General features: G+C 73.9%; 17 protein-coding genes. 9 read left to right on the forward strand and 8 right to left on the reverse strand.

Annotated elements, in window-relative coordinates; all coding sequences use genetic code 11:
• Positions 1-48: 48 nt before the first annotated feature.
• Positions 49-1,122, reverse strand: coding sequence for a ketoacyl-ACP synthase III family protein (locus IE332_RS38465; RefSeq protein WP_189926119.1), 1,074 nt, complete (start codon positions 1,120-1,122; stop codon positions 49-51).
• A gap of 56 nt (positions 1,123-1,178) precedes the next feature.
• On the opposite strand from IE332_RS38465, the gene IE332_RS38470 reads away from it, so the two are divergent.
• Together IE332_RS38470 and IE332_RS38475 are read left to right on the forward strand one after the other, a co-directional pair.
• Entirely contained in the window at positions 1,179-2,216 is a 1,038-nt protein-coding gene (locus IE332_RS38470; protein WP_189926050.1) for an RNA-guided endonuclease InsQ/TnpB family protein, read from the forward strand.
• A 426-nt stretch (positions 2,217-2,642) separates the two neighbouring features.
• Entirely contained in the window at positions 2,643-3,698 is a 1,056-nt protein-coding gene (locus IE332_RS38475) for an acyltransferase domain-containing protein (RefSeq protein WP_189926052.1), read from the forward strand.
• Between the two features lie 58 nt (positions 3,699-3,756).
• On the opposite strand, the gene IE332_RS38480 is transcribed toward IE332_RS38475, so the two are convergent.
• Positions 3,757-4,968 (reverse strand): nucleotide disphospho-sugar-binding domain-containing protein, encoded by a 1,212-nt coding sequence (locus tag IE332_RS38480; protein ID WP_189926054.1) that lies wholly within the window; start codon positions 4,966-4,968, stop codon positions 3,757-3,759.
• Positions 4,969-5,148: 180 nt separating this feature from the next.
• Between IE332_RS38480 and IE332_RS38485 the strand changes: the two genes are divergently transcribed.
• A complete protein-coding gene (locus IE332_RS38485; protein ID WP_229929261.1) occupies positions 5,149-6,810 on the forward strand; it encodes a class I adenylate-forming enzyme family protein in 1,662 nt (553 codons plus the stop codon).
• 152 nt (positions 6,811-6,962) lie between these two features.
• Here the strand turns inward: IE332_RS38485 and IE332_RS38490 are convergent, their stop codons facing one another.
• Positions 6,963-7,643 (reverse strand): response regulator, encoded by a 681-nt coding sequence (locus tag IE332_RS38490; protein ID WP_189926056.1) that lies wholly within the window; start codon positions 7,641-7,643, stop codon positions 6,963-6,965.
• Between the two features lie 319 nt (positions 7,644-7,962).
• Positions 7,963-8,403 carry a nuclear transport factor 2 family protein gene (locus IE332_RS38495; protein ID WP_189926058.1) on the reverse strand — a complete coding sequence of 147 codons (441 nt, stop codon included), beginning with the start codon at positions 8,401-8,403 and terminating at the stop codon, positions 7,963-7,965.
• Between the two features lie 369 nt (positions 8,404-8,772).
• Between IE332_RS38495 and IE332_RS38500 the strand changes: the two genes are divergently transcribed.
• From IE332_RS38500 to IE332_RS38520, 5 genes are all read left to right on the forward strand, one after another.
• Entirely contained in the window at positions 8,773-9,558 is a 786-nt protein-coding gene (locus tag IE332_RS38500; RefSeq protein WP_189926060.1) for an SDR family NAD(P)-dependent oxidoreductase, read from the forward strand.
• Positions 9,559-9,645: 87 nt separating this feature from the next.
• Positions 9,646-10,599, forward strand: a complete 954-nt coding sequence (locus tag IE332_RS38505; RefSeq protein ID WP_189926062.1) for an aromatase/cyclase — start codon at positions 9,646-9,648, stop codon at positions 10,597-10,599.
• Positions 10,596-11,951 carry an FAD-dependent monooxygenase gene (locus IE332_RS38510; protein ID WP_189926063.1) on the forward strand — a complete coding sequence of 452 codons (1,356 nt, stop codon included), beginning with the start codon at positions 10,596-10,598 and terminating at the stop codon, positions 11,949-11,951. The genes IE332_RS38505 and IE332_RS38510 overlap by 4 nt, the downstream gene beginning before the upstream one ends.
• A 2-nt stretch (positions 11,952-11,953) precedes the next feature.
• Complete coding sequence (locus tag IE332_RS38515; protein ID WP_189926065.1) at positions 11,954-12,733, forward strand: cyclase family protein; 780 nt, start codon at positions 11,954-11,956, stop codon at positions 12,731-12,733.
• 3 nt (positions 12,734-12,736) lie between these two features.
• Complete coding sequence (locus IE332_RS38520) at positions 12,737-13,714, forward strand: aldo/keto reductase (protein ID WP_189926068.1); 978 nt, start codon at positions 12,737-12,739, stop codon at positions 13,712-13,714.
• A gap of 64 nt (positions 13,715-13,778) precedes the next feature.
• Here IE332_RS38520 and IE332_RS38525 read toward each other — a convergent pair whose 3' ends face one another.
• From IE332_RS38525 to IE332_RS38540, 4 genes are all read right to left on the reverse strand, one after another.
• A complete protein-coding gene (locus tag IE332_RS38525; RefSeq protein ID WP_189926070.1) occupies positions 13,779-14,810 on the reverse strand; it encodes a methyltransferase in 1,032 nt (343 codons plus the stop codon).
• A gap of 119 nt (positions 14,811-14,929) precedes the next feature.
• Positions 14,930-15,226 (reverse strand): antibiotic biosynthesis monooxygenase family protein, encoded by a 297-nt coding sequence (locus IE332_RS38530; protein ID WP_189926071.1) that lies wholly within the window; start codon positions 15,224-15,226, stop codon positions 14,930-14,932.
• Between the two features lie 51 nt (positions 15,227-15,277).
• Positions 15,278-16,924, reverse strand: a complete 1,647-nt coding sequence (locus tag IE332_RS38535) for an NAD(P)/FAD-dependent oxidoreductase (protein ID WP_229929262.1) — start codon at positions 16,922-16,924, stop codon at positions 15,278-15,280.
• Between the two features lie 67 nt (positions 16,925-16,991).
• A complete protein-coding gene (locus tag IE332_RS38540; RefSeq protein WP_189926073.1) occupies positions 16,992-18,626 on the reverse strand; it encodes an FAD-dependent oxidoreductase in 1,635 nt (544 codons plus the stop codon).
• 223 nt (positions 18,627-18,849) lie between these two features.
• Between IE332_RS38540 and IE332_RS38545 the strand changes: the two genes are divergently transcribed.
• Positions 18,850-20,133, forward strand: a complete 1,284-nt coding sequence (locus tag IE332_RS38545) for a beta-ketoacyl-[acyl-carrier-protein] synthase family protein (RefSeq protein WP_189926075.1) — start codon at positions 18,850-18,852, stop codon at positions 20,131-20,133.
• Positions 20,134-20,187 lie beyond the last annotated feature (54 nt).

Below are 20,187 nucleotides of genomic sequence, written 5' to 3' on the forward strand. Positions count from 1 at the left end.
CCGGGAGAGCTCCCGGGCCGGCCGCCTCCGTCATGCTGAGGGCCTCTCTCAGGCCCCGCCCCCGTAGTCGTAGTCGTCCCCGTGTGTGACAGGCTGCCCGTCGGCCTGCGCCAGGACCTCCAGGACGGCGCCGGACCAGGTGAAGCCGGCGCCCACGCCCAGCAGCAGCACCCGCTGGCCCGGCTCCAGCCGGCCGGTCCGCCACAGCCGGGCGAGCCCGGCGAACTGGTCGGCCGGCCCGAGGTGCCCGACCGTCCGGCCCCACTCCCAGGTGGAGCGCTCCACCGGGATCCCGTAGCGGCGGAAGTAGCCGGAGTCCAGCCGGTGCATGCCCAGGTTGGGCAGCACGAAGTGGTCGATGTCGGCCAGGTCCGTCCCGGCCTCGGCCAGCACCGACTCCAGCGAGGTGCGCCCGCCGCGGGACACCCGGGTGGCTGTGTACGGCATGCCGTGCCGGGCGATGAACGCCTTCTGCCAGACGCCCATGTCGATCGGCCGGCGATGGGTGAACGGCGCGTCCGAGAACAGGTCGTCACCCCGGTGCATGGCCTCCAGGCCGGGCTCGGAGTGCGACACCAGCGCGACGATCCGGGCGAAGCCGGGCCGGCGGGTGACCACCACGGCGGCCGCGCCGTCCGCGTAGAACGTCCCCGGGTCGGTGCGCCAGCGGTCGAACCCGGGCGGGCAGAAGCGGTCCCCGGCGGTCAGCAGCGCGGCCCGGTCCTCGGGGGCGCCGTCCAGGTAGTGGCAGGCGAGGTCCAGCGCGGCCATGCCGCCGTTGGACATCTGCCGCACCTCCATCGCCGGGCAGTGGCTCGCCCCGGCGACCTCCCGCTGCACGAAGGAGGGCGCCGGCCACTCGTCCAGTCCCTGGTAGTACGCGGTGGCGTGCAGCAGCAGCGCGAGGTCGGCCGGATCGCGCCCGGCCGACCGCAGCGCGGCGCGCGCCGCCCGTACCGCCATCTCGGGCGCCGAGAGCGTGTCGGAGACGCGCACCGACAGCATCCGGGTGGACGCCTCCAGCTCCGGCTCGCACCAGCCCGCGCGGACGGCGTCGCGTACGGCCACGGGCGGTGGCAGATGGAAGGCGGCGCCCGCGATGAACAGGCCCTCGAACCTCATCCTCACCTCTGATCTCCCAGGATGCCCCGGCCTTCAGGCCGGGGAGGAATGGGGGTTTGACGCGGAGCCGCGTAGCGGCGGAGCGGTCTCCGGAGGTTCTGACTTACCGGAACTTCTTCGACTCGGTGTCCGGTAAGCGCGCCGGTCGGCCGATCGGGCTTCCCCGGTTCAAGTCGAAGCGCGATGGCCGGCAGTCGCTGCGGTTCACCCGTAACGGGTTCCGTCTCCGGGGCAACGGGAAGCTGAACCTGGCGAAGATCGGCGATGTGCGGGTGAAGTGGTCGCGCGCTCTGCCCGCCGACCCGTCCTCGGTGACGGTCGTGCTGGATGCGGCGGGCCGCTACCACGCGAGCTTCGTGGTGGACGTCGAACCCGGCCACCTGCCCGAGGTCGATGCCGAGGCCGGCATCGACCTCGGGCTGACCACCTACGCGGTCCTCTCCGACGGCAGCGTGATCGACAACCCGCGCTTCCTCCGCAAGGCGGAGAGGAAGCTCAAGGCCGCGCAGCGGGAACTCTCGCGCAAGGCCAAGGGCAGCAAGAACCGGGCCAAGGCCCGGCGCAAGGTCGCCAAGGCGCACGCCAAGGTGGCGGACACCCGCATGGACTGGCTGCACAAACAGACCACCAAGTTGATCGGCGAAGCCCAAGCCGTCTACCTGGAGGACCTGAACGTGCGCGGCCTCGCCCAGGGCCGACTCGCCAAGTCCGTCCACGACGCCGGATGGGCCACCTTCCGGCGACTGCTCGAAGAGAACGCGGCCCGCTACGGACGGCACGTCGGCATCGTGCCCCGTGCGTTCCCGCCCTCCCAGATCTGCTCGGAGTGCGGACACCGTGACGGGCCCAAGCCCCTGCACGTGAGGGAGTGGGCGTGTGGTGCGTGTGGCGTGCTGCATGACCGTGACCTCAACGCTGCTCGGAACATCCTGGCCGCCGGGCAGGCGGACAGGTTAAACGCCCCTGGAGGGCCGGCAAGACCCGGCGTGGCGATCCCACGCCGGGCACGGCCCGTCGAACGGGGAACCCGCCTCGGCGACCCGCCACGCACGGGTGCCCGTGCCACGGGCGCGGGAGGAATCCCCGTCCAATAGGGCAGGGAGGATGTCAATCCGTTGTCGATGAGTCGATGAGTCGGTGTCGGTATGTCGGTGTCGGTGTGTCCGTGCGCCCACGGGCGTCCGTGGGGCGGGGTGCCGGACCGGGCGGTGGGCGCTGTCGGCCCCGCCGGCCCGGCACCGTGCCGTGGTGATCGGCCAGGACGAGGCCGGACAGCGGCTTGTGGCGCGCGCCCGGGGTCGTCCTCCGTCGACCGTCCCGCGGGTTCCGCGTGGTCGGTCGACCTCCATCCTGGGCCGGGCGCCTCGACCTGACGTGGAGCGAGGTTCGAGGCCGGACCGGGCCGGTCGACCACCGGTCGAACGGCGGTCGAGACCGCCTCGACCCGGCCCGGCCAGCATCGGCGCCACGAGGGCGCGTCCCAGGGCGCGTCTGACCGAACCCTGGAAGGACGGACCGCGATGACGACACTCCCCGGCCGGACCACCGCCACGACCACCGGCGGAGCGGACTCCGGCCCCCGCCCGGTGGTGCTGCTGCTGCCCGGCCAGGGCGCGCAGTACGAGGGGATGGCGGTGGGCCTGTACGGCACCGAGCCGGTGTTCACCGCCGCGATGGACGAGGTCTTCGGGCTGATGGGCCCGGAGGGCGGGCGGGTGCGCGCGGACTGGTTGAGCGAGCGGCCCGCGGTGCCGCTGGACGACGTGACCCGGGCCCAGGCCCTGCTGTTCGCCGTCGACCACGCGCTGGCGCGGCTGGTGCTCAGCTGGGGGATCCGGCCGGCGGCGGTGCTCGGGCACAGCGTCGGCGAGGTGGTGGCCGCCGTCCTGACCGGGGTGCTGGAGCTGCCGGACGCGGTCCGGCTGCAGATGGACCGGATCGCCCGGATCAGCACCGCCCCGCCCGGCGGCATGCTCGCGGTGGCCGCCCGGCGCGAGGAACTGGCGCCGTACCTGAGCGAGCAGGTGGTGGTCGGGGTGGTGAACGGCGCCAAGCAGTGCGTGCTGGCCGGGCCGGAGGACGAACTGGCCGGGGTGGAGGCCCGGTTGCGGGTGGACGGGTTCCTCTGCCGGCGCACCCGGGCGGTCCAGGGCTTCCACAGCCCCAGCCTGGCGGCGGCCGCGGCGCAGTCGCTCCCGACGGTGGCCGCGCTGCGGCTGTCCCCGCCGGACCCGGTCCTGTTCTCCGGGTACACGGCCGGGCCGCTCACGCCCGGGCAGGCCACCGACCCGGCGTTCTGGGCCGGGCAGCCGGCCGCGCCGGTGCTGTTCGGGCCGGCCCTCGGGGCGCTGCTGGACTCCGGCCGCTACGTGCTGGTCGAGGCGGGCCCGGGGCAGGGCCTCACCGCGCTGGCCCGCCGCCGGCCGGCGGTCGTCTCCGGCCGCAGCGCGGCCGTCCCCACCCTGCCGGCCCGGCGCGGCGCCCCCGCCGACGACCGGCGGGCGGTGCTGGCGGCGGCCGGCTTCCTCCGGGCGGAGGGGTACGAGGCCGCACCCGCGGCGGCGGCCCGGGCCTGACACCGGGTCGGGCCCGGCCCGCTCACCAGCGGACCGGGCCCGATCGGGAGGACGGACGCTACGGCTGGACGACCAGCTCGCTGCCGGTCACGCCGCCCTCGGCCACGGCGCGCTCCAGCAGCCCCACCAGCCGGGCGGGCGACGGCATGGCGGCGTTCTCGTCCCGCAGCCGGGCGGCGCTCGTCCGGTGCCCGGGCACGGTGAGCAGCGCGGTGACGGCCTCCGCGACGGCGTCGGGGTCCGGGCCGTCCGGGACGTCCAGGGTCAGGCCGGCGCCGACCTCGGTGATCCGCTCCGCCCAGTGGTCCTGGATCGCGGTGTGCGGGACCACCAGCTGCGGCAGCCCGGTGACCGCGCTGATCATGCCGGTGCCGACGCCGCCGTGGTGGATCACCGCGTCGCAGCTCGGCAGCAGGGTGCTCATCGGGAAGGCGCTCAACAGCCGGACGCCGTCCGGGAGGTCGGCGGGGGAGACGTCGTGGTGCCCGGCGACCGTCAGGACCGGTTCGGCCCCGGCCCGCAGCACGCCCTCGGCCAGCCGGCCCAGCAGCCCGGTCAGGGCGGTGGTGGTCACCCCACCGGTGACGCAGACCCGGGGGCGCTCCGGCCGCTCCAGCAGCCACTCCGGCAGCACCAGCGGCCCGTTGTACGGGACCAGCCGCATCGGCGCCCAGGGCACCGGGTGCGGCGAGCGCAGGGTCTGCGGGCAGGGGTCGATCCAGGCGTCCGGCGCGAACCGGGGCTCGACGCCGAAGCGTTCGAAGAGCCCGGCGAAGGGCTCCCGGAGGTCCTCGTCCCGCTCGAAGTCGAAGCCGAAGGAGAAGCCCCAGGTGTGGCCGAAGGCCGGGACCTTGAGCGCCGCCGCGGTGACCAGCCCGGCCAGCGCGACGGTGTCGTACACGACCACGTCGGGGCGCCAGGCGCGGGCGAGGGCGACCAGGTCGTCGGTCATCGCGTCGGCGGAGGTGATCTGGCGGGTGCCGAGCAGCCGCCGGGTGTCCCGGTCGAGCCGTTCGGGGTTGCTGACCCAGCCGGAGGCCAGCCGGCGGGGGCCGCCGGTGGAGGCGAGGCCCCGGTGGGTGGCCTGCGCGGCGCGGATGGCGTCCTCGTCGCCGACCTGGGCGACGGTGAGCCCGGCCGCGGTGAGGAAGGCGGTGGCGGCCGGACGGGAGGCCACCAGCACCTCGTGCCCGGCGACTTGGCAGGCCCAGCTCAGCGGGGTGATCCACGGCAGGTGCGCCCCTGCGGTGGCCACGAACAACACGCGCATCCGCTACTCCCATCGGTCGGTTCTGCGTCGACGTGCGCCGGCCAGCCTGGACCGGCGCGATCGCGGCCCGGTCGAGGGAGCCCGCCCGCTCGAACGGGCCGCGATCCGTGCCCCAAGGCGGCCTGCCACGGTCCCCGTACCGGGTGCGGGTCGCACCCACCGGACGGAGGAGGAAGACCCTTGACCACGTCCAGCCCAACTGCCCGCCGGAGCAGCGCCGTGGCCGGCGTTCCGCTGGCCACGATCGCGGACCGGCTCGGCGGACCCCGGGTGGATCACCTGCTGAGCCGCGCGGCGGCCCTGGCCCCGGACCGCGCGGCGCTGCGCAGCCCCGACGGGTCGGTCCTGACCTTCGGCCGGCTCGACGGGCAGGTCGACGCCTTCGCCGCCGCCCTGCACGCCCTGACGCCGGGCCCGGAGGCCGTGGTGGCGGTCGCCGCCGAGCTGTCCCCGGCGTTCCCGGTCGCGTACTACGGCACCGCGCGGGCCGGCCGGATCGCCGCCCTGGTCAACCCGCTGCTGCGGGAGGAGGCCCTGGTGCACGTGCTGGCCACCTCCGGCGCGCGGACCGCGGTGCTGACGCCCGAGGTGTACCGGCGGGTGCGCACCGTCCGGGACCGGCTGCCGCGCCTGGAGACGGTGCTGCTGACCTCCGCCGCCGCGGAGGACGAGGGGGTGCCGGTGCTGGCCGAGGTGCTGGCGGCCGCGGCCGGGAAGCCCGTCCCGGAGGCCGCCGGGGATCCGGAGGCGGTCGCCAACCTGCTGTTCACCAGCGGCACCACCGGCGCGCCCAAGGCCGTCGAGCTGACCCACCGCAACCTGACCGTCAACGCGGCGCAGACCGCCCACGCGCACGGCCTGGACGCCGGGTCGGTGGTCTTCAACTACCTGCCCACGTACCACCTGATGCACCTCAACGCCGCGGTGCAGGCCGCCGCGACCCAGCTGCTGTGGACCGACCCGGACGTGCCGGGGTCGCTGGCCGCGGCGCGCGAGGGCGGCACCACGCACTACTACAGCCTGCCGATGCGGCTGTCGCGGCTGGCGGCCGATCCGACGGCGGGTGGGACGGTGCCGACGCTGCGCGCGGTCCTCTCCGGGGGGTCGGCGCTGGCGCCGGAGGCGACCCGGGGCCTGACCGCCCGCTTCGGGGTGCCGGTGGGCCAGGGCTACGGGCTGGCCGAGGCGTCCCCGCAGACGCACTTCGACCGGCTGGACGATCCGCGGGCGGGCTCCTGCGGGCCGCCGTCGGCCGGCACCGAGTCGCGGATCGTCCACGTGGACACCCGGGCGGAGCTGCCGGTCGGGGAGCGTGGCGAGATCCAGGTCCGCGGGCCGCAGTTGATGAAGGGGTACCTGGGCGCGGAGCCCACCGCGCACCTGGACGCCGAGGGCTGGTTCTCGACCGGCGACATCGGCTACACGGACGAGGACGGCTACCTGTTCGTCGTCGACCGGATCAAGGACGTCTTCAAGTGCGACAACTGGCTGGTGTCGCCGACCGAGGTCGAGGGGGTGCTGCGGGGGCGGCCCGAGGTCGCGGACAGCGTGGTGGTCGACCGCCCGGACCGGTTCAGCGGTGCGGTGGCGTACGCGCTGGTGGTGCTGGCCAAGCCGTACGCCGACGAGGAGGGGGCGGCGCTGGCGGCGGTGCGCGGGGCGAACGCGCTGATGCCGTACTACCAGCACCTGCGGTACGTGGAGGTGGTGGAGAGCATCCCGCGCTCGCAGAACGGCAAGGTCCAGCGCCGGGAGATCCGGGACGCGGTGCACGGCCGCGAGCTGCCGGAGCCCTCCGCGGAGGGGCCGCTGGAGGTGACCGGGGCGGCCCGCCCGGTGTGAGCGCGGACGCGGGACCGGCCCGGCGACCACCGTTGGTCGCCGGGCCGGTCACCTCGTCGCCGGCCGTTCGCAACCGGCTGCCCCGGCAGCGCGTCGGCCGTCCTCGGGGTCGGAGGGGTCAGGTCTGGAAGGGGTCGGGTCTGCCGGAGCGGTCAGGGCTGCCGGAGCGCGGTCAGCGGGGCGCCCCGGGTGCGGGTGGGGACGGGGATCAGCGACGCGGCAACCGCCTTGTTGACCGCGTCGATCCGGGACACCGCGCCCAACTTGCCGAAGACGTTGCGCAGGTGGCGTTTGACGGTGCCCTCGGCGATGCCGAGCCGGGAGCCGATCTGGAAGTTCGTCAGCGCCTGGGCGGCGAGGACGAGGACTTCGAGCTCCCGTTCCGACAGGGTGACCGTGGTCTGCGTGCTGAGCTGGGCGAGGCTGTGCTGGGAGACGGCCAGCGTGGACTGGTCCCGGCTGTACAGCCCGCGGATGGCGGCGAGCAGTTCGTAACGGCTCACGCTCTTGAGCATGAAGCCGCGTACGCCGAGGTCCAGCAGGTCGCGGACGGCGGCGGGCCGGTCGCTCATGCTCAGCACGATGACCCGGGCGTCGGGTGCCACGGAGGCGATCCGCCGGACCGCCTCCGCGACCTCCGCGTCGAGCAGTTCGCCGCCCAGCAGGACGACGTCGGGCGCGGTGGCGGCGGCGAGGGCGACGGCCTCGTCGACGTCGCCGGTGTCGCCGACCACCGCGAGGTCGGGTTCGGCCGCGAGGACCTGCCGCAGCGACTGCCGCAGCAGGGTGTGGTCGTCGATGAGCAGTACCCGGGCGGACTCAGTCGGTTTCATCTCGATACCGTTCTGCCGTTGGGACGGGCCGGGTTACTGACGATCTTTCCAATAGTTCGGCCGGGAGCGCGTCGAAGGCCGTTGGCTGGTAATCCGCTTCGTCGGATAAGAGGAGCCTCCGCGCATTTTGTGGTCGACATGACGGTTCTTCTCCCCCGCTCTGGTCTCTGGGTCGAGATGCGCCGATCTTGTCGGCCTGACCCTGCCATGAAGTCGTATTACCTGACAATACGAAGACTGTCTGATTGTCAACCTGCGTGCGTCATGAGCTTGGCAAAAACCGAACGTCCGTTAGGGTCCGGTCCGGCCCGGTCGCCGCTCAGGCGAGATCGTCCCGGGTCACCCGGCGGTCCACCACCACCCAGCCGCCGCCGGCCGGCGCCAGCAGGTCGACGCAGACCGTGGAGCGGTGCACGGTGGCCTCCCCGCCGCGCGGCACCTCCAGTACCAGCGCGTAGCAGGTCGCCCGGAGCAGGCCGTCCTCGGCGGGCTCGGTGGTCAGCATCCCCACCCAGTGCCGGTGCACCACACCCGCCTCGGCGAGTCGCCGGGACGCCTCCTTTGCCGCCGCCGCGATGTTGCCACGGCCGCGGACCGGAGCGGGCAGGCCGTTGGCCGCGAACACCCCGTCCTCGGCGAAGGTGGCCGCCCAGTCGTCGGTGGCCCCGGTGTCCAGCAGCCGCATCTGGCGGGCGTAGAAGTGCTGGACGCGCAGGTAGGTGTCGGTGTCGGTGAGCGCGGTGGCGTCGTGAGCGGTCATCGGGATTCCTCTCGGGGCAGATCGGGGCAGAGCGGCGTGCACGGTCGTGCACAGGCGCGAAGGGGTGGTGAAAGGGCGCGGACCGGCGCGCACCGGGGCTGGTCACGCGGGGGCCGGGGCCGGGCGCGGACGGTCCGGGGGGTGAGCGGCCGGGACCGGCGGGCACGGGGGAACGGGGCGCGCCCGACTCTCGCAGCGGAGCCTGGAGAGCGCTTGGAGCTGCCGTCCAGCCGGGCCGCCGGAGGCCGGCCGTTCCGCCGCGCCTTGAGGGTGTCTTGAACCGTTCCCGGGAGAGTCCGCCGGAGCGTGACGACGTACCAGCCCCCGCCCGCACCCGGCGGCGGGGGACACCGGCGGGAAGGCGGAGACATGGCGGAACACAGCAAGCGGGTCGCTTTGGTGACCGGCGGGACGAGCGGCATCGGGCTCGCCGTTGCCGAGCAGCTGGGGCGGCGCGGCGACCGGGTGTTCGTCTGCGCGCGCACCGAGGACGACGTGGCGGTCACGGTCGAGCGGCTCCGCGAGCAGGGTCTGGACGTGGACGGCGTCAGCTGTGACGTCCGCTCCGGCGAGCAGGTCGCGGTGGCCGTGGCGGCGGCCGTGGAGCGGTTCGGGCCGGTCGAGATCCTGGTGAACAACGCGGGCCGGGGCGGTGGCGGGATTACGGCGGAGATTCCGGACGAGACCTGGTGCGACGTGATCGACGTCAATCTCAACGGCGTTTTCCGAATGACCCGCGAGGTGCTCGCCCGCGGCGGCATGCGCGAGGGGAGCTGGGGGCGGGTCATCAATATCGCCTCGACCGGAGGAAAGCAGGGCGTCGTCCTCGGAGCGCCGTATTCCGCCTCCAAGCACGGCGTCGTCGGATTTACCAAAGCTTTGGGGCTGGAACTGGCCAAAACCGGGATCACGGTGAACGCGGTGTGCCCCGGATACGTGGAGACGCCGATGGCCGGCCGGGTCCGGCAGGGCTACGCCGCGCACTGGGGCGTCACCGAGGCCGAGGTGCTGGAGAAGTTCGAGGCGAAGATCCCGCTCGGCCGGTACAGCACCCCGGAGGAGGTCGCCGCGATGGTCGGCTACCTGGCGACCGAGGCCGCCGACCCGGTCACCGCCCAGGCGATCAACGTCTGCGGCGGGCTCGGCAACTACTGATCCCGGCTCCCCGGCACCCCGGCACCCCGGCTCCCCGGGCCGACCGCGTCCGACCACCCGAGTCCACCCCATGGAAGGAGGGCCACCGTGCCCGCGCAGGACATCCGGCACACCGATCACCGCATCCTCGTCTCCGCGCCCGCCGAGACGCTCTACCGGCTCGTCGCCGACGTCGGCGGCTGGCCGCACCTGTTCACCCCCACCGTCCACGCCGAACGGGTGGACGGCGACGACCGCCGGGAGCGGATCCGGATCTGGGCCTTCGCCAACGGCGAGGTGCGCAGCTGGACCTCGCTGCGCGAACTGGACCCGGACACCCGGCGGGTGGAGTTCCGCCAGGAGGTGTCCCAGGCGCCGGTCGCCTCGATGACCGGCAGCTGGACGATGGCCCCCGCCCCCGACGGCCGCACCGAGGTGGTGCTCGGCCACACCTTCGCCGCGGTGGGGGACAGCGCGCCGGACCTCGCCTGGATCGACCAGGCCGTGGACCGCAACTCCCGCTCCGAGCTGGGCTGCCTCAAGGAGATCGCCGAACGCAGCCCCGGCCTCGACGAACTGCTGCTCTCCTTCGACGACACCGTGCTCGTCCGGGGCCCGCGCGAGGAGGCGTACGACTTCATCCGCCGCTGTGAGCTGTGGCCCGAGCGGCTGCCGCACGTGGCCCGGCTGGAGCTGACCGAGCCGGAGGACGGCGTCCAGAAGATGGTGATGGACACCCGGGCACCGGACGGGACCACCCACACCACCGAGTCGGTACGGGTCTGCCTGCCGGAGCGGATCGTCTACAAGCAGACCGTGCTGCCCCCGATCATGGCCGCCCACACCGGCGCGTGGACCTTCGAGGAGACCGCGGAGGGCGTCGCGGCCACCTCCCACCACACCGTGGTGCTCCGGGCCGACGCCGTCCCCACCCTGCTCGGACCGGACGCCACCCTGGCGCAGGCCCGCGACAAGGTGCGCGCCGCCCTCGGCGCCAACAGCCGCACCACCCTGGAGCACGCCAAGGCGCTGGTCGAGCGCAGCGCCAGGGCCGGCCGGTGACCGACCTGACGGCCGAGGTCTGCGTCGTCGGCGCGGGCCCGGCCGGCCTCACCCTCGCCCTGCTGCTCGCCCGCTCCGGCGTGGACGTCGTCGTGGTCGAGCGCTCCCGCTCGTTCGAGCGGCAGTTCCGCGGCGAGATCCTCCAGCCCGGCGGGATGACCCTGCTCGACCGCCTGGGCGTGCTGGCGGGGGCGCGCGAGCGCGGCAGCCACGAGCACGACCGGTTCGTGCTGTCCGAGCGCGGCCGGACCCTGATCGACGGCGACTACCGGCGGCTGCCCGGCCCGTTCAACTGCCTGCTGAGCATCCCCCAGCGGCACGTGCTGGAGGAACTGCTCGGCCAGTGCCGGGAGCTGTCCGGGTTCCGCTACCTGGAGGGCGCCAAGGTGGGCGCCCTGCTGACCGAGGACGGCCGGGTCCGCGGCGTGGTCGCCGGCGGCCGCGGCGGCGAACAGGTGGTCCGGGCCCGCTGGACGGTCGGCGCCGACGGCCGCTACTCCAAGGTGCGCCGGCTGGCCGACATCGGGGCCGGCCGCCTCGACGTCTTCGACCAGGACGTCCTCTGGTTCAAACTGCCCTCCGACGGACGGCCGTTGAACGAGGTGCGGATCTTCCGCGCCGGCGGCAACCCCGTCCTCGCGTACACCGCGGTGCCGGACGCCATCCAGGTCGGCTGGACCCTGCCGCACGGCGGCTACCGCACCCTCGCCGCCCGGGGCACCGAGCAGGTCCGCGAACTGATCTGCGCCGCGATGCCGATGTACGCCGACCAGGTCCGGGCGCGGATCACCGCGCTCGGCGACCTCACCCTGCTGGACGTGTTCTCCGGCGTCGCCCGGGAATGGGTCCGGGACGGGCTGGTGCTGATCGGCGACGCCGCCCACACCCACAGCCCGATCGGCGCTCAGGGCATCAACCTCGCGGTGCAGGACGCCGTCGCCCTGCACCCCGCGCTGCTCGCCTCGCTGGCCGCCGACGGGCAGAGCGCGCCGGTCCACGCGTACGCCACCGCCCGGCAGCGGGACATCGCCCGGATCATGCGCATCCAGGTCCTGCAGAGCCGCGGCATGCTCTCCAACGGCCGGGTGGCCGGCGCGCTGCGGCCCGTCCTCGCGCCGCTGCTCTCCCGCTCGCCGGTCTACCGCAAGGTGCTGGCCGAACTCGCCTTCGGCAACCGCGCCATCACACCGGCGCCGTCCGCGGTCGTCCGCGATCCGGGAGCCGATCCGGGAGCCACCGCGAAAGCCGGCGCGGAAGCCACCGCGAAAGCCGGCGCGGAAGTCGGCGTGGAAGCCGACGCCAAAGCCAAAGCCAACGCCAACTCGGAAGCCAACTCCGAAGCCCAGGGGTAGAGATGCAGCTGATCGACCTGTCCTCACCGGTGGACGCGACCTTCTGGGAGCCCGACCCGGTCACCCACGTCACCATGTCGCCGCGCGAGGGCGCCCTGCACATGGCCGAATCGATGCGGGAGCACTTCGGCGTCGACTTCGACGTCGACGTGCTGCCCGACGGCGAGTTCCTCAACAACGACACCTTCACCCTCACCGTGCACACCGGCACCCACATCGACGCCCCGGCGCACTACGGCAGCCGCGCCTCCTACCGGGACGGCGGCCCGCGCACGATCGACCAGCTCCCGCTCGACTGGTTCCACCGGCCCGCCTTCGTCCTCGACCTCACCAAGGCCGGGACGGGCGCCGTCGGCGCCGACCAGCTGGCCGAGGAGCTCGACCGGATCGGCTACGCCCCGGCCCCGATGGACATCGCCCTGCTCAACACCGGCGCGGACCGCCACCTCGGCACCCCCGCCTACTTCTCCGACTTCGCCGGCCTCGACGGCTCCGCGGTGCACTTCCTGCTGGACCTCGGGGTGCGGGTCATCGGCACCGACGCCTTCAGCCTGGACGCGCCGTTCCCGTACATCCTGCGGACCTACCAGGAGACCGGCGACCGCTCGGTGCTCTGGCCGGCCCACTTCGCCGGCCGCGACCGCGAGTACTGCCAGATCGAACGGCTCGCCAACCTCGACACCCTGCCCCGCCCGTACGGCTTCACCGTCTCCTGCTTCCCGGTCAAGCTGGCCCGGGCCGGGGCCGGCTGGTCCCGCGCCGTCGCGCTGCTGGAGGACTGAACCGTGCGGACCACCACCCTGGGCCGGACCGGGCCGGCCGTCTCCGCGATCGGCCTCGGCGGGCTGCCGCAGGCCGGCGCCTACGGACCGGCGGACGACCCCGCCGGGATCGTCGGGCACGCCCTCGACCTCGGCGTGACCCACTTCGACACCGCCGACTACTACGGCCGCGGCGTCGGCGAGCAGGTCCTCGGCCGGGCCCTCGCCCACCGCAGCGACGGCGTGGTGCTCGCCACCAAGACCGGCATCCTCCACCGCGACGGCGGCCCGCCCGGCCTCGACGGCAGCCCCGAGCACCTGCGCCGGGCCTGCGAGGACTCGCTGCGCCAGCTGGGCACGGACCGGATCGACCTCTACTACCTGGCCCGGATCGACCCGCGGGTGCCGGTCGAGGAGTCGATGGGCGCGATGGCGGAGCTGGTCGCGGCGGGCAAGGTCGGCCGGGTCGGCCTGTGCGAGGCCGCGCCGTCGACGCTGCGCCGGGCGCACGCCGTCCACCCGGTCAGCGCGCTGCAGACCGAGTACTCGCTCTGGGAGCGGCACGTCGAGGCGGAGATCCTGCCCGCCTGCCGGGAGACGGGCGCCACGCTGGTCGCCTACCGGCCGCTGGGCTCGGGCCTGCTGGCCGGCCGGCGGACCGACCCGCGGACGCTGCCGCCCGGTGACTTCCGCCACCGCGACCCCCGGTTCGCCCCCGGCAACCTGGACGCCAACCTGGCGCTGGCCGAGGGGCTGGCCGAGCTCGCCCGGAAGGCGGGCGCCGAGCCGGCCCAGCTCGCCCTCGCCTGGCTGCTCGCGCGGGACGGCGTCCTGCCGATCCCCGGCACCCTGGACCGGGCCCACCTGGCGGCCGACCTCGCCGCCGCCGAGCTGCGGCTGGACGAGGACCTCCGGCAGGCCCTGGACGAGCTGCTGCCCCCGGACGGCCCGGCCGGCGAGCGCTACCCGCCGGGCCTGCTGGCCACGGTCGACCGGGGCTGACGATACGTCAGAAGCGAGGGCGTGACCCGTGGTTCCCGGGTCACGCCCTCGCTTCGTGGGTCGGTCAGGACGCGGGGACGGTGCTCTCGAAGCAGTGCAGGTACGGGCCGATCTGCCGCACCCCGCCGAGCTCCAGCCCGGCCTCCTCGATCAGCGCGGACAGCCCGGCCCTGGTGTGCTTCTTGCCGCCCACGTTGAGCAGCAGCAGCAGGTCCATCGCGGTGGTGAACCGCATCTCCGGGCTGCCGTCCACCAGGTTCTCGATCACCACGACCTTGGCGCCGGCCGGCGCCGCGGCCCGGACGTTGCGCAGCGTGGTCACGGTGCTCTCGTCGTCCCACTCCAGGATGTTCTTCAGGAGGTAGAAGTCGGCCTTCACCGGGATGCTGTCGCGGCAGTCGCCCGGCAGCAGGGTGGCCCGCTCGGCGAGGGCGCCGCCGGGGCGCAGCCGCCCGTCCGCGCCGGCGATCACGTCGGGCAGGTCGACCAGGGTGCCCCGCAGCCCGGGGTGGCGCTCCAGCAGGGTGGCCAGGACCAGGCCCTGGCCGCCCGCGATGTCGGCGAAGGTGGTGGCGCCGCCCAGGTCCAGGACGTCGGCGACGGTCTTGGCGGAGAGGCGGCTGGACTCGGTCATGGCCCGGTCGAAGATCTCGGCGGAGTCGGGCGCGTCCTCGTGCAGGTAGGTGAAGAACTCCTTGCCGAAGACGTCCTGGAAGACGCCCTTGCCGGTGCGCACCGACTCGTCGAGCAGGCCCCACACCGCCCAGGTCCACGGCTCGGTGGCCCACATGACCATGTTGCGCAGGCTGCGCGGGGCGTCCTCGCGCAGCAGCCGGGACGCGTCGGTGTGCGCGAAGCCGTCCGCCTCCTCGGTCAGGACGCCGTGGGCGACCAGCGCCCGCAGCAGCCGCAGCAGGGTCCCGGGCTCGGCGCCGACGGTGGCCGCGAGTTCCTCGGCGGTGGTCGGTGTGTCGCCGATCCCGTCCGCGACGCGCAGCCGGGCCGCCGCGCGGACGGTCGCCGCGTACGCGCCGCTCATGGCCAGTTCGCGAAGTCGCATCACGGCGGTGAAGCCGGAGGCCTCGGTGTCGTTCATATGTGCTGCCTCTCCTCAACTCGGGGCGGAGTCCTGGGTGTTCGGACGTACGGGCGGGGACGTACGGGCGCGGCGGCCGGGAACGCGCGGGCTCCCGGCCGCCGCGGTGGGGGCGGTGGCTACTGGCCGGCCGGGAACGCCGGGATCTCCAGGCAGGGCTCGAACTCGGCGGTGGCGAGCTTCATCAGCAGGCCCACCCGGTCCCGGAAGCCGGCGCCCTGGAGGGCCGCCGCGTGCGCCTCGCGGCTCTCCCAGGTGCCGGTCTCGATCAGGACGTTCTCGTCCTTCAGCGACTTGTACAGGGTGTGCGAGACGAAGCCGGGCTGGCTCTTCATGTAGCCGGTGATCTCACCCAGCAGCTTCTCGAACTCGGCCCGGTCGCCGGTCACGGTCAGCTTGTTGACGATGGTCAGCATGGTTCCTCCTGAAGGGGGTTGGGACGGACGGGCGAGCGGCCTGGGAGGGGCTCAGTCGAGTTCCCGGTGGCCGATCGCGAGGTACTCCCGCAGCTCCTTGCTGGGGTGGGTGCGGGCCCATTCGCCGACCTCGCGCATCTTGGCCGGGGTCGGGTCGATGAAACGGGTCCCGGGGTCGGTGAAGCCGAGGGCGGGGAGCATCCAGTCGGACTCCTGGATCCGCCGCTGCATGCGCTGCGCGGCCTCCTCGCTGCTGATCCCGCCGGCCTCCACCAGCTCGCAGACCTCGACCAGTTCGCTGAACAGCTCGTGGTAGAAGTCGGTCGGGCACCAGAGGCCGGGGTAGCGGTCGTCGTCCAGGGCGCGGCAGTGCGCGTCGTCGCCGGTGGCGACGGTACGGGCGATCGCGGTGGCGAGCCGGCGGCCGCCGAGGATGCTGGCGCTGCCCCAGAGGCGGAACACGCAGTCCCACAGCCGGTGGTCGGCGAAGGCGATGAACGAGGAGTTGACCAGCTTGTCGTTGTAGTCGAGCAGCCCCTGCTCCAGGCGCTCGACGTACTCGAAGCGCTCGGGGGCGAAGTCGTCCTCGCGCAGCGCGTCCATCAGCCGCCAGGACAGGGTGTTGATGATCTCGCAGGTGTTGGCCAGGCCTCGGGAGAACAGCGGGTCGAGGAAGCCGGCCGCGTGCGACATCAGGCACCAGCGGTCGCCCACGGTGCGGCTGGAGGAGTACTGCATCCGGCCGGTGCGCACCCACTCGCGCACCGGGCGGGCGCCGGCGAGGTGGCGCTCGACCGCCGGGAAGCGCCGGACGTGCAGCCAGAACTCCTCCTCGGGCGTGAGGTCGGAGCGCTCCGGGTACATCCGCGGGTCGATCTGGATGCCGACGCTGCACAGCTGGTTGGTGGCGTTCTCGTGGTTGTCGAAGGGGATGACCCACATCCAGCCGCGGTCGAAGATGTGGTGCATCGTCCCGTCGTTCCAGCGCACCGGGGGGCGCTCGCCGACGGGCACGTCGATGTGGTCGTCGTACGGCTGCACCCCGATGAAGTGGGTGAAGATCGACCGCGCCTGGTGCTTGAGCCGGGTCGGGACCTCGCGCAGGTCCTCCTGGTGGGCCAGCGGGGAGCGGAAGCCGCTCGCGTCGACCAGGTAGCGGCCCTCGTAGACGGTGCCGTCGGCACCGGCCACCGAGACGCCGTCCTTGCGCAGGTCCAGGCGCTCGACCCGGAAGTTCTGCCGGGCGTCGCAGCCGTAGCCGACGGCGGTGTGGAACATGTAGGCATCGGTGTCCTGGCGGAAGTAGTGCGCGGCGTAGCCGATGACCTCGGGGATCCGCAGCTGGTTGCTCTGGGACGGGTCCGGCTCCCGGCCGTCCTGGTGGATCTGGAAGCCGAAGTTGGTCTTCTGGCCGTGCGAGCTGCCGACGTGCTTGATGGTGTCCGGGAAGCTGGCGAGGTAGCCGATCTCCGGGACGTCGTAGCGCTGGGCGATCAGCCGCAGCAGGGCCAGGGTCTGGCCGATCGTCGACTCGCCGATGGCGAAGCGGGGGTGCTGGGCGCCGTCCAGCAGCAGGGTGCGGAATCCGTGCCGCGCGAGGATCGAGCCCAGCATCGTGCCGGAGAGCCCGGTGCCGACGATGATCACGTCGTACGGTTCGGCGGTTCCGGCGGTTCCGGCGGGGTCGGCGGGTTTCACGGGCGACTCCAGTCTCGTGGTCGGGTTCCTGACATCGGGTGCGGGGCGGTCGGGGGCCGTCGGGGGATCAGGGGAAGCGGGTGAGGCCGGCCCGGCCGGCGGCCTCGGCGAGCGACCCCTCGTCGAGCCGGTCGCCGCGGGCGGCCACGTACGCGTCCGGCCGGACGAGGATCCAGCCGCCCGGGCGGCCCCCCAGGGCGGCGGTCAGCCGGGGGTCGTGCGGCAGCGGGGCGGGGTGGCCCTCGCCGTCCTGCGCCGACCAGGGCACGGTGCGCACGGACAGCCAGTCCTTGTGCCGGTCGGCCAGGGCGGCCGCGGGCCCGGCGGTGTGCGCCGTGCCGGGGCCGGCGAAGACCAGCAGCGTCCAGCCGAGGTCCCGCAGTTCGGCGAGCAGCGCCGGCCAGCCGGGCGACGCGGCCCCCGCCTCGTCCACCTGGGTGATCCGCTCGCCGGGCGCCGGCCCCGGGCCGGCGGCGGACGGCACGGTCAGCGGGCTCTCCCCGTACCGCAGGTTGAGGCCGGAGATGCCGCCCAGGAAGCCCCGCTGCACCCGGGCCCGCAGGGGGTGGACGGTGCGCAGCACGCCGAAGAGCAGCGGGAGCAGCCGGTCGGCGACCGGGTTCTTCAACTGGATCATCCGGGTCGCCCGCTTGGTGGTCGCCAGCAGCGCGGCGCCGACCGGCACCCGCTCGGCGGTGTAGCTGTCCAGCAGGCCGTCCGAGGCCTGGCCCTGGACCACCATGGCGAGCTTCCAGGCCAGGTTGTACGCCTCCTGGATGCCGGTGTTCATGCCCTGGCCGGAGGCCGGGCTGTGCACGTGGGCGGCGTCGCCGACCAGCAGGCAGCGCCCGACCCGCATCCGCTGGACCATGCGCTGCTGGAAGGTGAAGACCGAGGTCCACCGGGGCGGTGCGACCCGGAACCCGGTGCCGGTGCCGGCCGAGAACATCCGGGTCAGCCGGTCGGCGACGGTCTGCGGGTCGGTGCTGCGGTCGCGCGGCGAGGTGTCCAGCATCCGCCAGCGGCCGGGCTCGGTGAGCGGCACCGCCATCAGGGTCACCCCGCCGGTGCGCACCCAGTAGATGCTGTCGGCCGGCAGCGCGGTCTCCACCTGGGCGTCGGCGAGCATCCAGGTCTCGGCGCTCTCGCCCTCCAGCGGGACGCCGAGCGTCTTGCGGACCAGGCTGTGGCCGCCGTCGCAGCCGAGCAGCCAGGGGGTGCCGATGTGCTCCTGCGCCCCGCCCGGCAGCTCCAGCCGGGCCCGGACGAAGCCGTCCTCCTGGGCCAGTTCGGTCAGCCGGGTGCCCCACTCCACCTCGACGCCGAGCCGGGCCAGGGCCCCGCGCAGGACCCGCTCGGTGTCGGCCTGGTCGACGGCGAGGGTGAACGGGTAGCGGGTGGGGGTGGCCGAGTAGTCGGCGTCCAGCCGGGTCATCCGGCGGCCCCGCTGGTACAGCGTGAAGGCGGTGATCCGGCGGCCGGCGGCCAGCATCTCGTCCACGATGCCCATGTGGTCGTAGACCTCCAGGGTGCGCGGGTGCGTGGCGATGGCGCGGCTGGTCGTGGGGGGTTCCTCGCGGGCGTCCACGATCCGCACGCGCAGCCCGCGGCGGGTCAGTTCATGGGCCACCGCCAGGCCGACCGGGCCCGCGCCCACCACGAGCAGCGGGGCGTGCGGCCGGCTGGTCGGATCCGTCGTCATACGGCTCACCTCTCGGCAACGTTCGCGGTCCGGCCGATGCTGGCGACGGCCGTTCGAGGGACGGACGAGACCGGATGGGCGAGGGGTGGACTCCCGTGAGCAGCCGGGAGAGTCACCTCCCTCCACCAGCGCTCGATCGCGGGTTGAGCTCCACGGCCCATCGTCCGGAGACACAGATCCGACGGGGACTCGGGGCGGTTCGCACCGGACGCGGGTCACTGCCATGAGGAGGTTGCCGGTGGACCGGCTCGTCGCGATTACCGGAATAGGCGTGGTGGCGCCGGGAGATCCAGGGACGAAGGCGTTCTGGGACCTTGTCGTCTCGGGGCGCACCGCCACCCGGACGATCTCCGGGTTCGACCCGTCGCCCTACCGTTCCAGGGTCGCCGCCCAGTGCGTCTTCGACCCGCTGCAGGCGGGCCTCGGCCTCCAGGAGGTGCGCCGGCTGGACCGCGCCGCGCAGCTGGCGGTCGTCGCCACCCGCGAGGCGATGGCCGACAGCGGACTCGAACTCGCCCAGGAACGGCCCGAGCGGATGGCGGTCTGCCTCGGCAGCGCCGTCGGCTGCACCATGAGTCTGGAGGCCGAGTACGCGGTCGTCAGCGACAGCGGCCGCCGCTGGGAGGTGGACCACACCTACGCGATGCCGCACCTGCCGGACTACTTCGTGCCCAGCTCGCTGGCGGCCGAGGTGGCCTGGACGGCCGGCGCGGAGGGGCCGGTCAACATGGTGTCGGCGGGCTGCACCTCGGGCCTGGACGCCGTCGGCTACGCCTGCGACCTGATCCGGGAGGGCAGCGCGGACATCGTCGTCACCGGCGGGACGGACGCCCCGATCTCGCCGATCACGGTCGCCTGCTTCGACGCGATCAAGGCGACCTCGACCCACAACGACGACCCCGAGCACGCGATGCGGCCGTTCGACCGCACCCGCAACGGCTTCGTGCTCGCCGAGGGCGCGGCCGTCCTGGTCCTGGAGGAGGCCGAGCGGGCCCGCCGGCGCGGCGCCCGGATCTACGCGCTGATCTCCGGCTTCGCCGCCCGGAGCAACGCGTACCACATGACCGGACTGCGGGCCGACGGCCGGGAGATGGCCGCGGCGATCGACGCGGCCCTGGCCGAGGCCAGGCTCGCCCCGGAGGCGATCGACTACGTCAACGCGCACGGCACCGGCACCCGGCAGAACGACCGGCACGAGACCAACGCCTTCAAGCGCGCCCTCGGCGACCACGCCTACCGGACCCCGGTCAGCTCGATCAAGTCGATGATCGGGCACTCGCTGGGCGCGATCGGCTCGATCGAGATCGCCGCCTGCGCGCTGGCGATCGAGCACGGGACCATCCCGCCGACCGCCAACCTGACCGAACCGGACCCGGAGCTGGACCTCGACTACGTCCCGCTGACCGCCCGCGAGCGCGACCTCGACGCCGTGCTCACCGTGGGCAGCGGGTTCGGCGGCTTCCAGAGCGCCATGGTGCTCACCCGCCCCGGGGCGGTGCGCGCATGAGTGAGCGAAGCGAGCGAATCATCAAGAGGTGCGTGTGGGCGAATGCCCCTGCCG

Source organism: Kitasatospora xanthocidica (assembly GCF_014656195.1).
Lineage (GTDB): Bacteria > Actinomycetota > Actinomycetes > Streptomycetales > Streptomycetaceae > Kitasatospora > Kitasatospora xanthocidica.

Coding starts and splice junctions, on each gene's coding strand:
- IE332_RS38500 (WP_189926060.1), top strand. CDS start 8,773: ATGGCGGAACACAGCAAGCGGGTCGCTTTGGTGACCGGCGGGACGAGC.
- IE332_RS38465 (WP_189926119.1), bottom strand. CDS start 1,122: ATGAGGTTCGAGGGCCTGTTCATCGCGGGCGCCGCCTTCCATCTGCCA.
- IE332_RS38515 (WP_189926065.1), top strand. CDS start 11,954: ATGCAGCTGATCGACCTGTCCTCACCGGTGGACGCGACCTTCTGGGAG.
- IE332_RS38530 (WP_189926071.1), bottom strand. CDS start 15,226: ATGCTGACCATCGTCAACAAGCTGACCGTGACCGGCGACCGGGCCGAG.
- IE332_RS38490 (WP_189926056.1), bottom strand. CDS start 7,643: ATGAAACCGACTGAGTCCGCCCGGGTACTGCTCATCGACGACCACACC.
- IE332_RS38540 (WP_189926073.1), bottom strand. CDS start 18,626: ATGACGACGGATCCGACCAGCCGGCCGCACGCCCCGCTGCTCGTGGTG.
- IE332_RS38475 (WP_189926052.1), top strand. CDS start 2,643: ATGACGACACTCCCCGGCCGGACCACCGCCACGACCACCGGCGGAGCG.
- IE332_RS38545 (WP_189926075.1), top strand. CDS start 18,850: ATGAGGAGGTTGCCGGTGGACCGGCTCGTCGCGATTACCGGAATAGGC.
- IE332_RS38480 (WP_189926054.1), bottom strand. CDS start 4,968: ATGCGCGTGTTGTTCGTGGCCACCGCAGGGGCGCACCTGCCGTGGATC.
- IE332_RS38495 (WP_189926058.1), bottom strand. CDS start 8,403: ATGACCGCTCACGACGCCACCGCGCTCACCGACACCGACACCTACCTG.
- IE332_RS38525 (WP_189926070.1), bottom strand. CDS start 14,810: ATGAACGACACCGAGGCCTCCGGCTTCACCGCCGTGATGCGACTTCGC.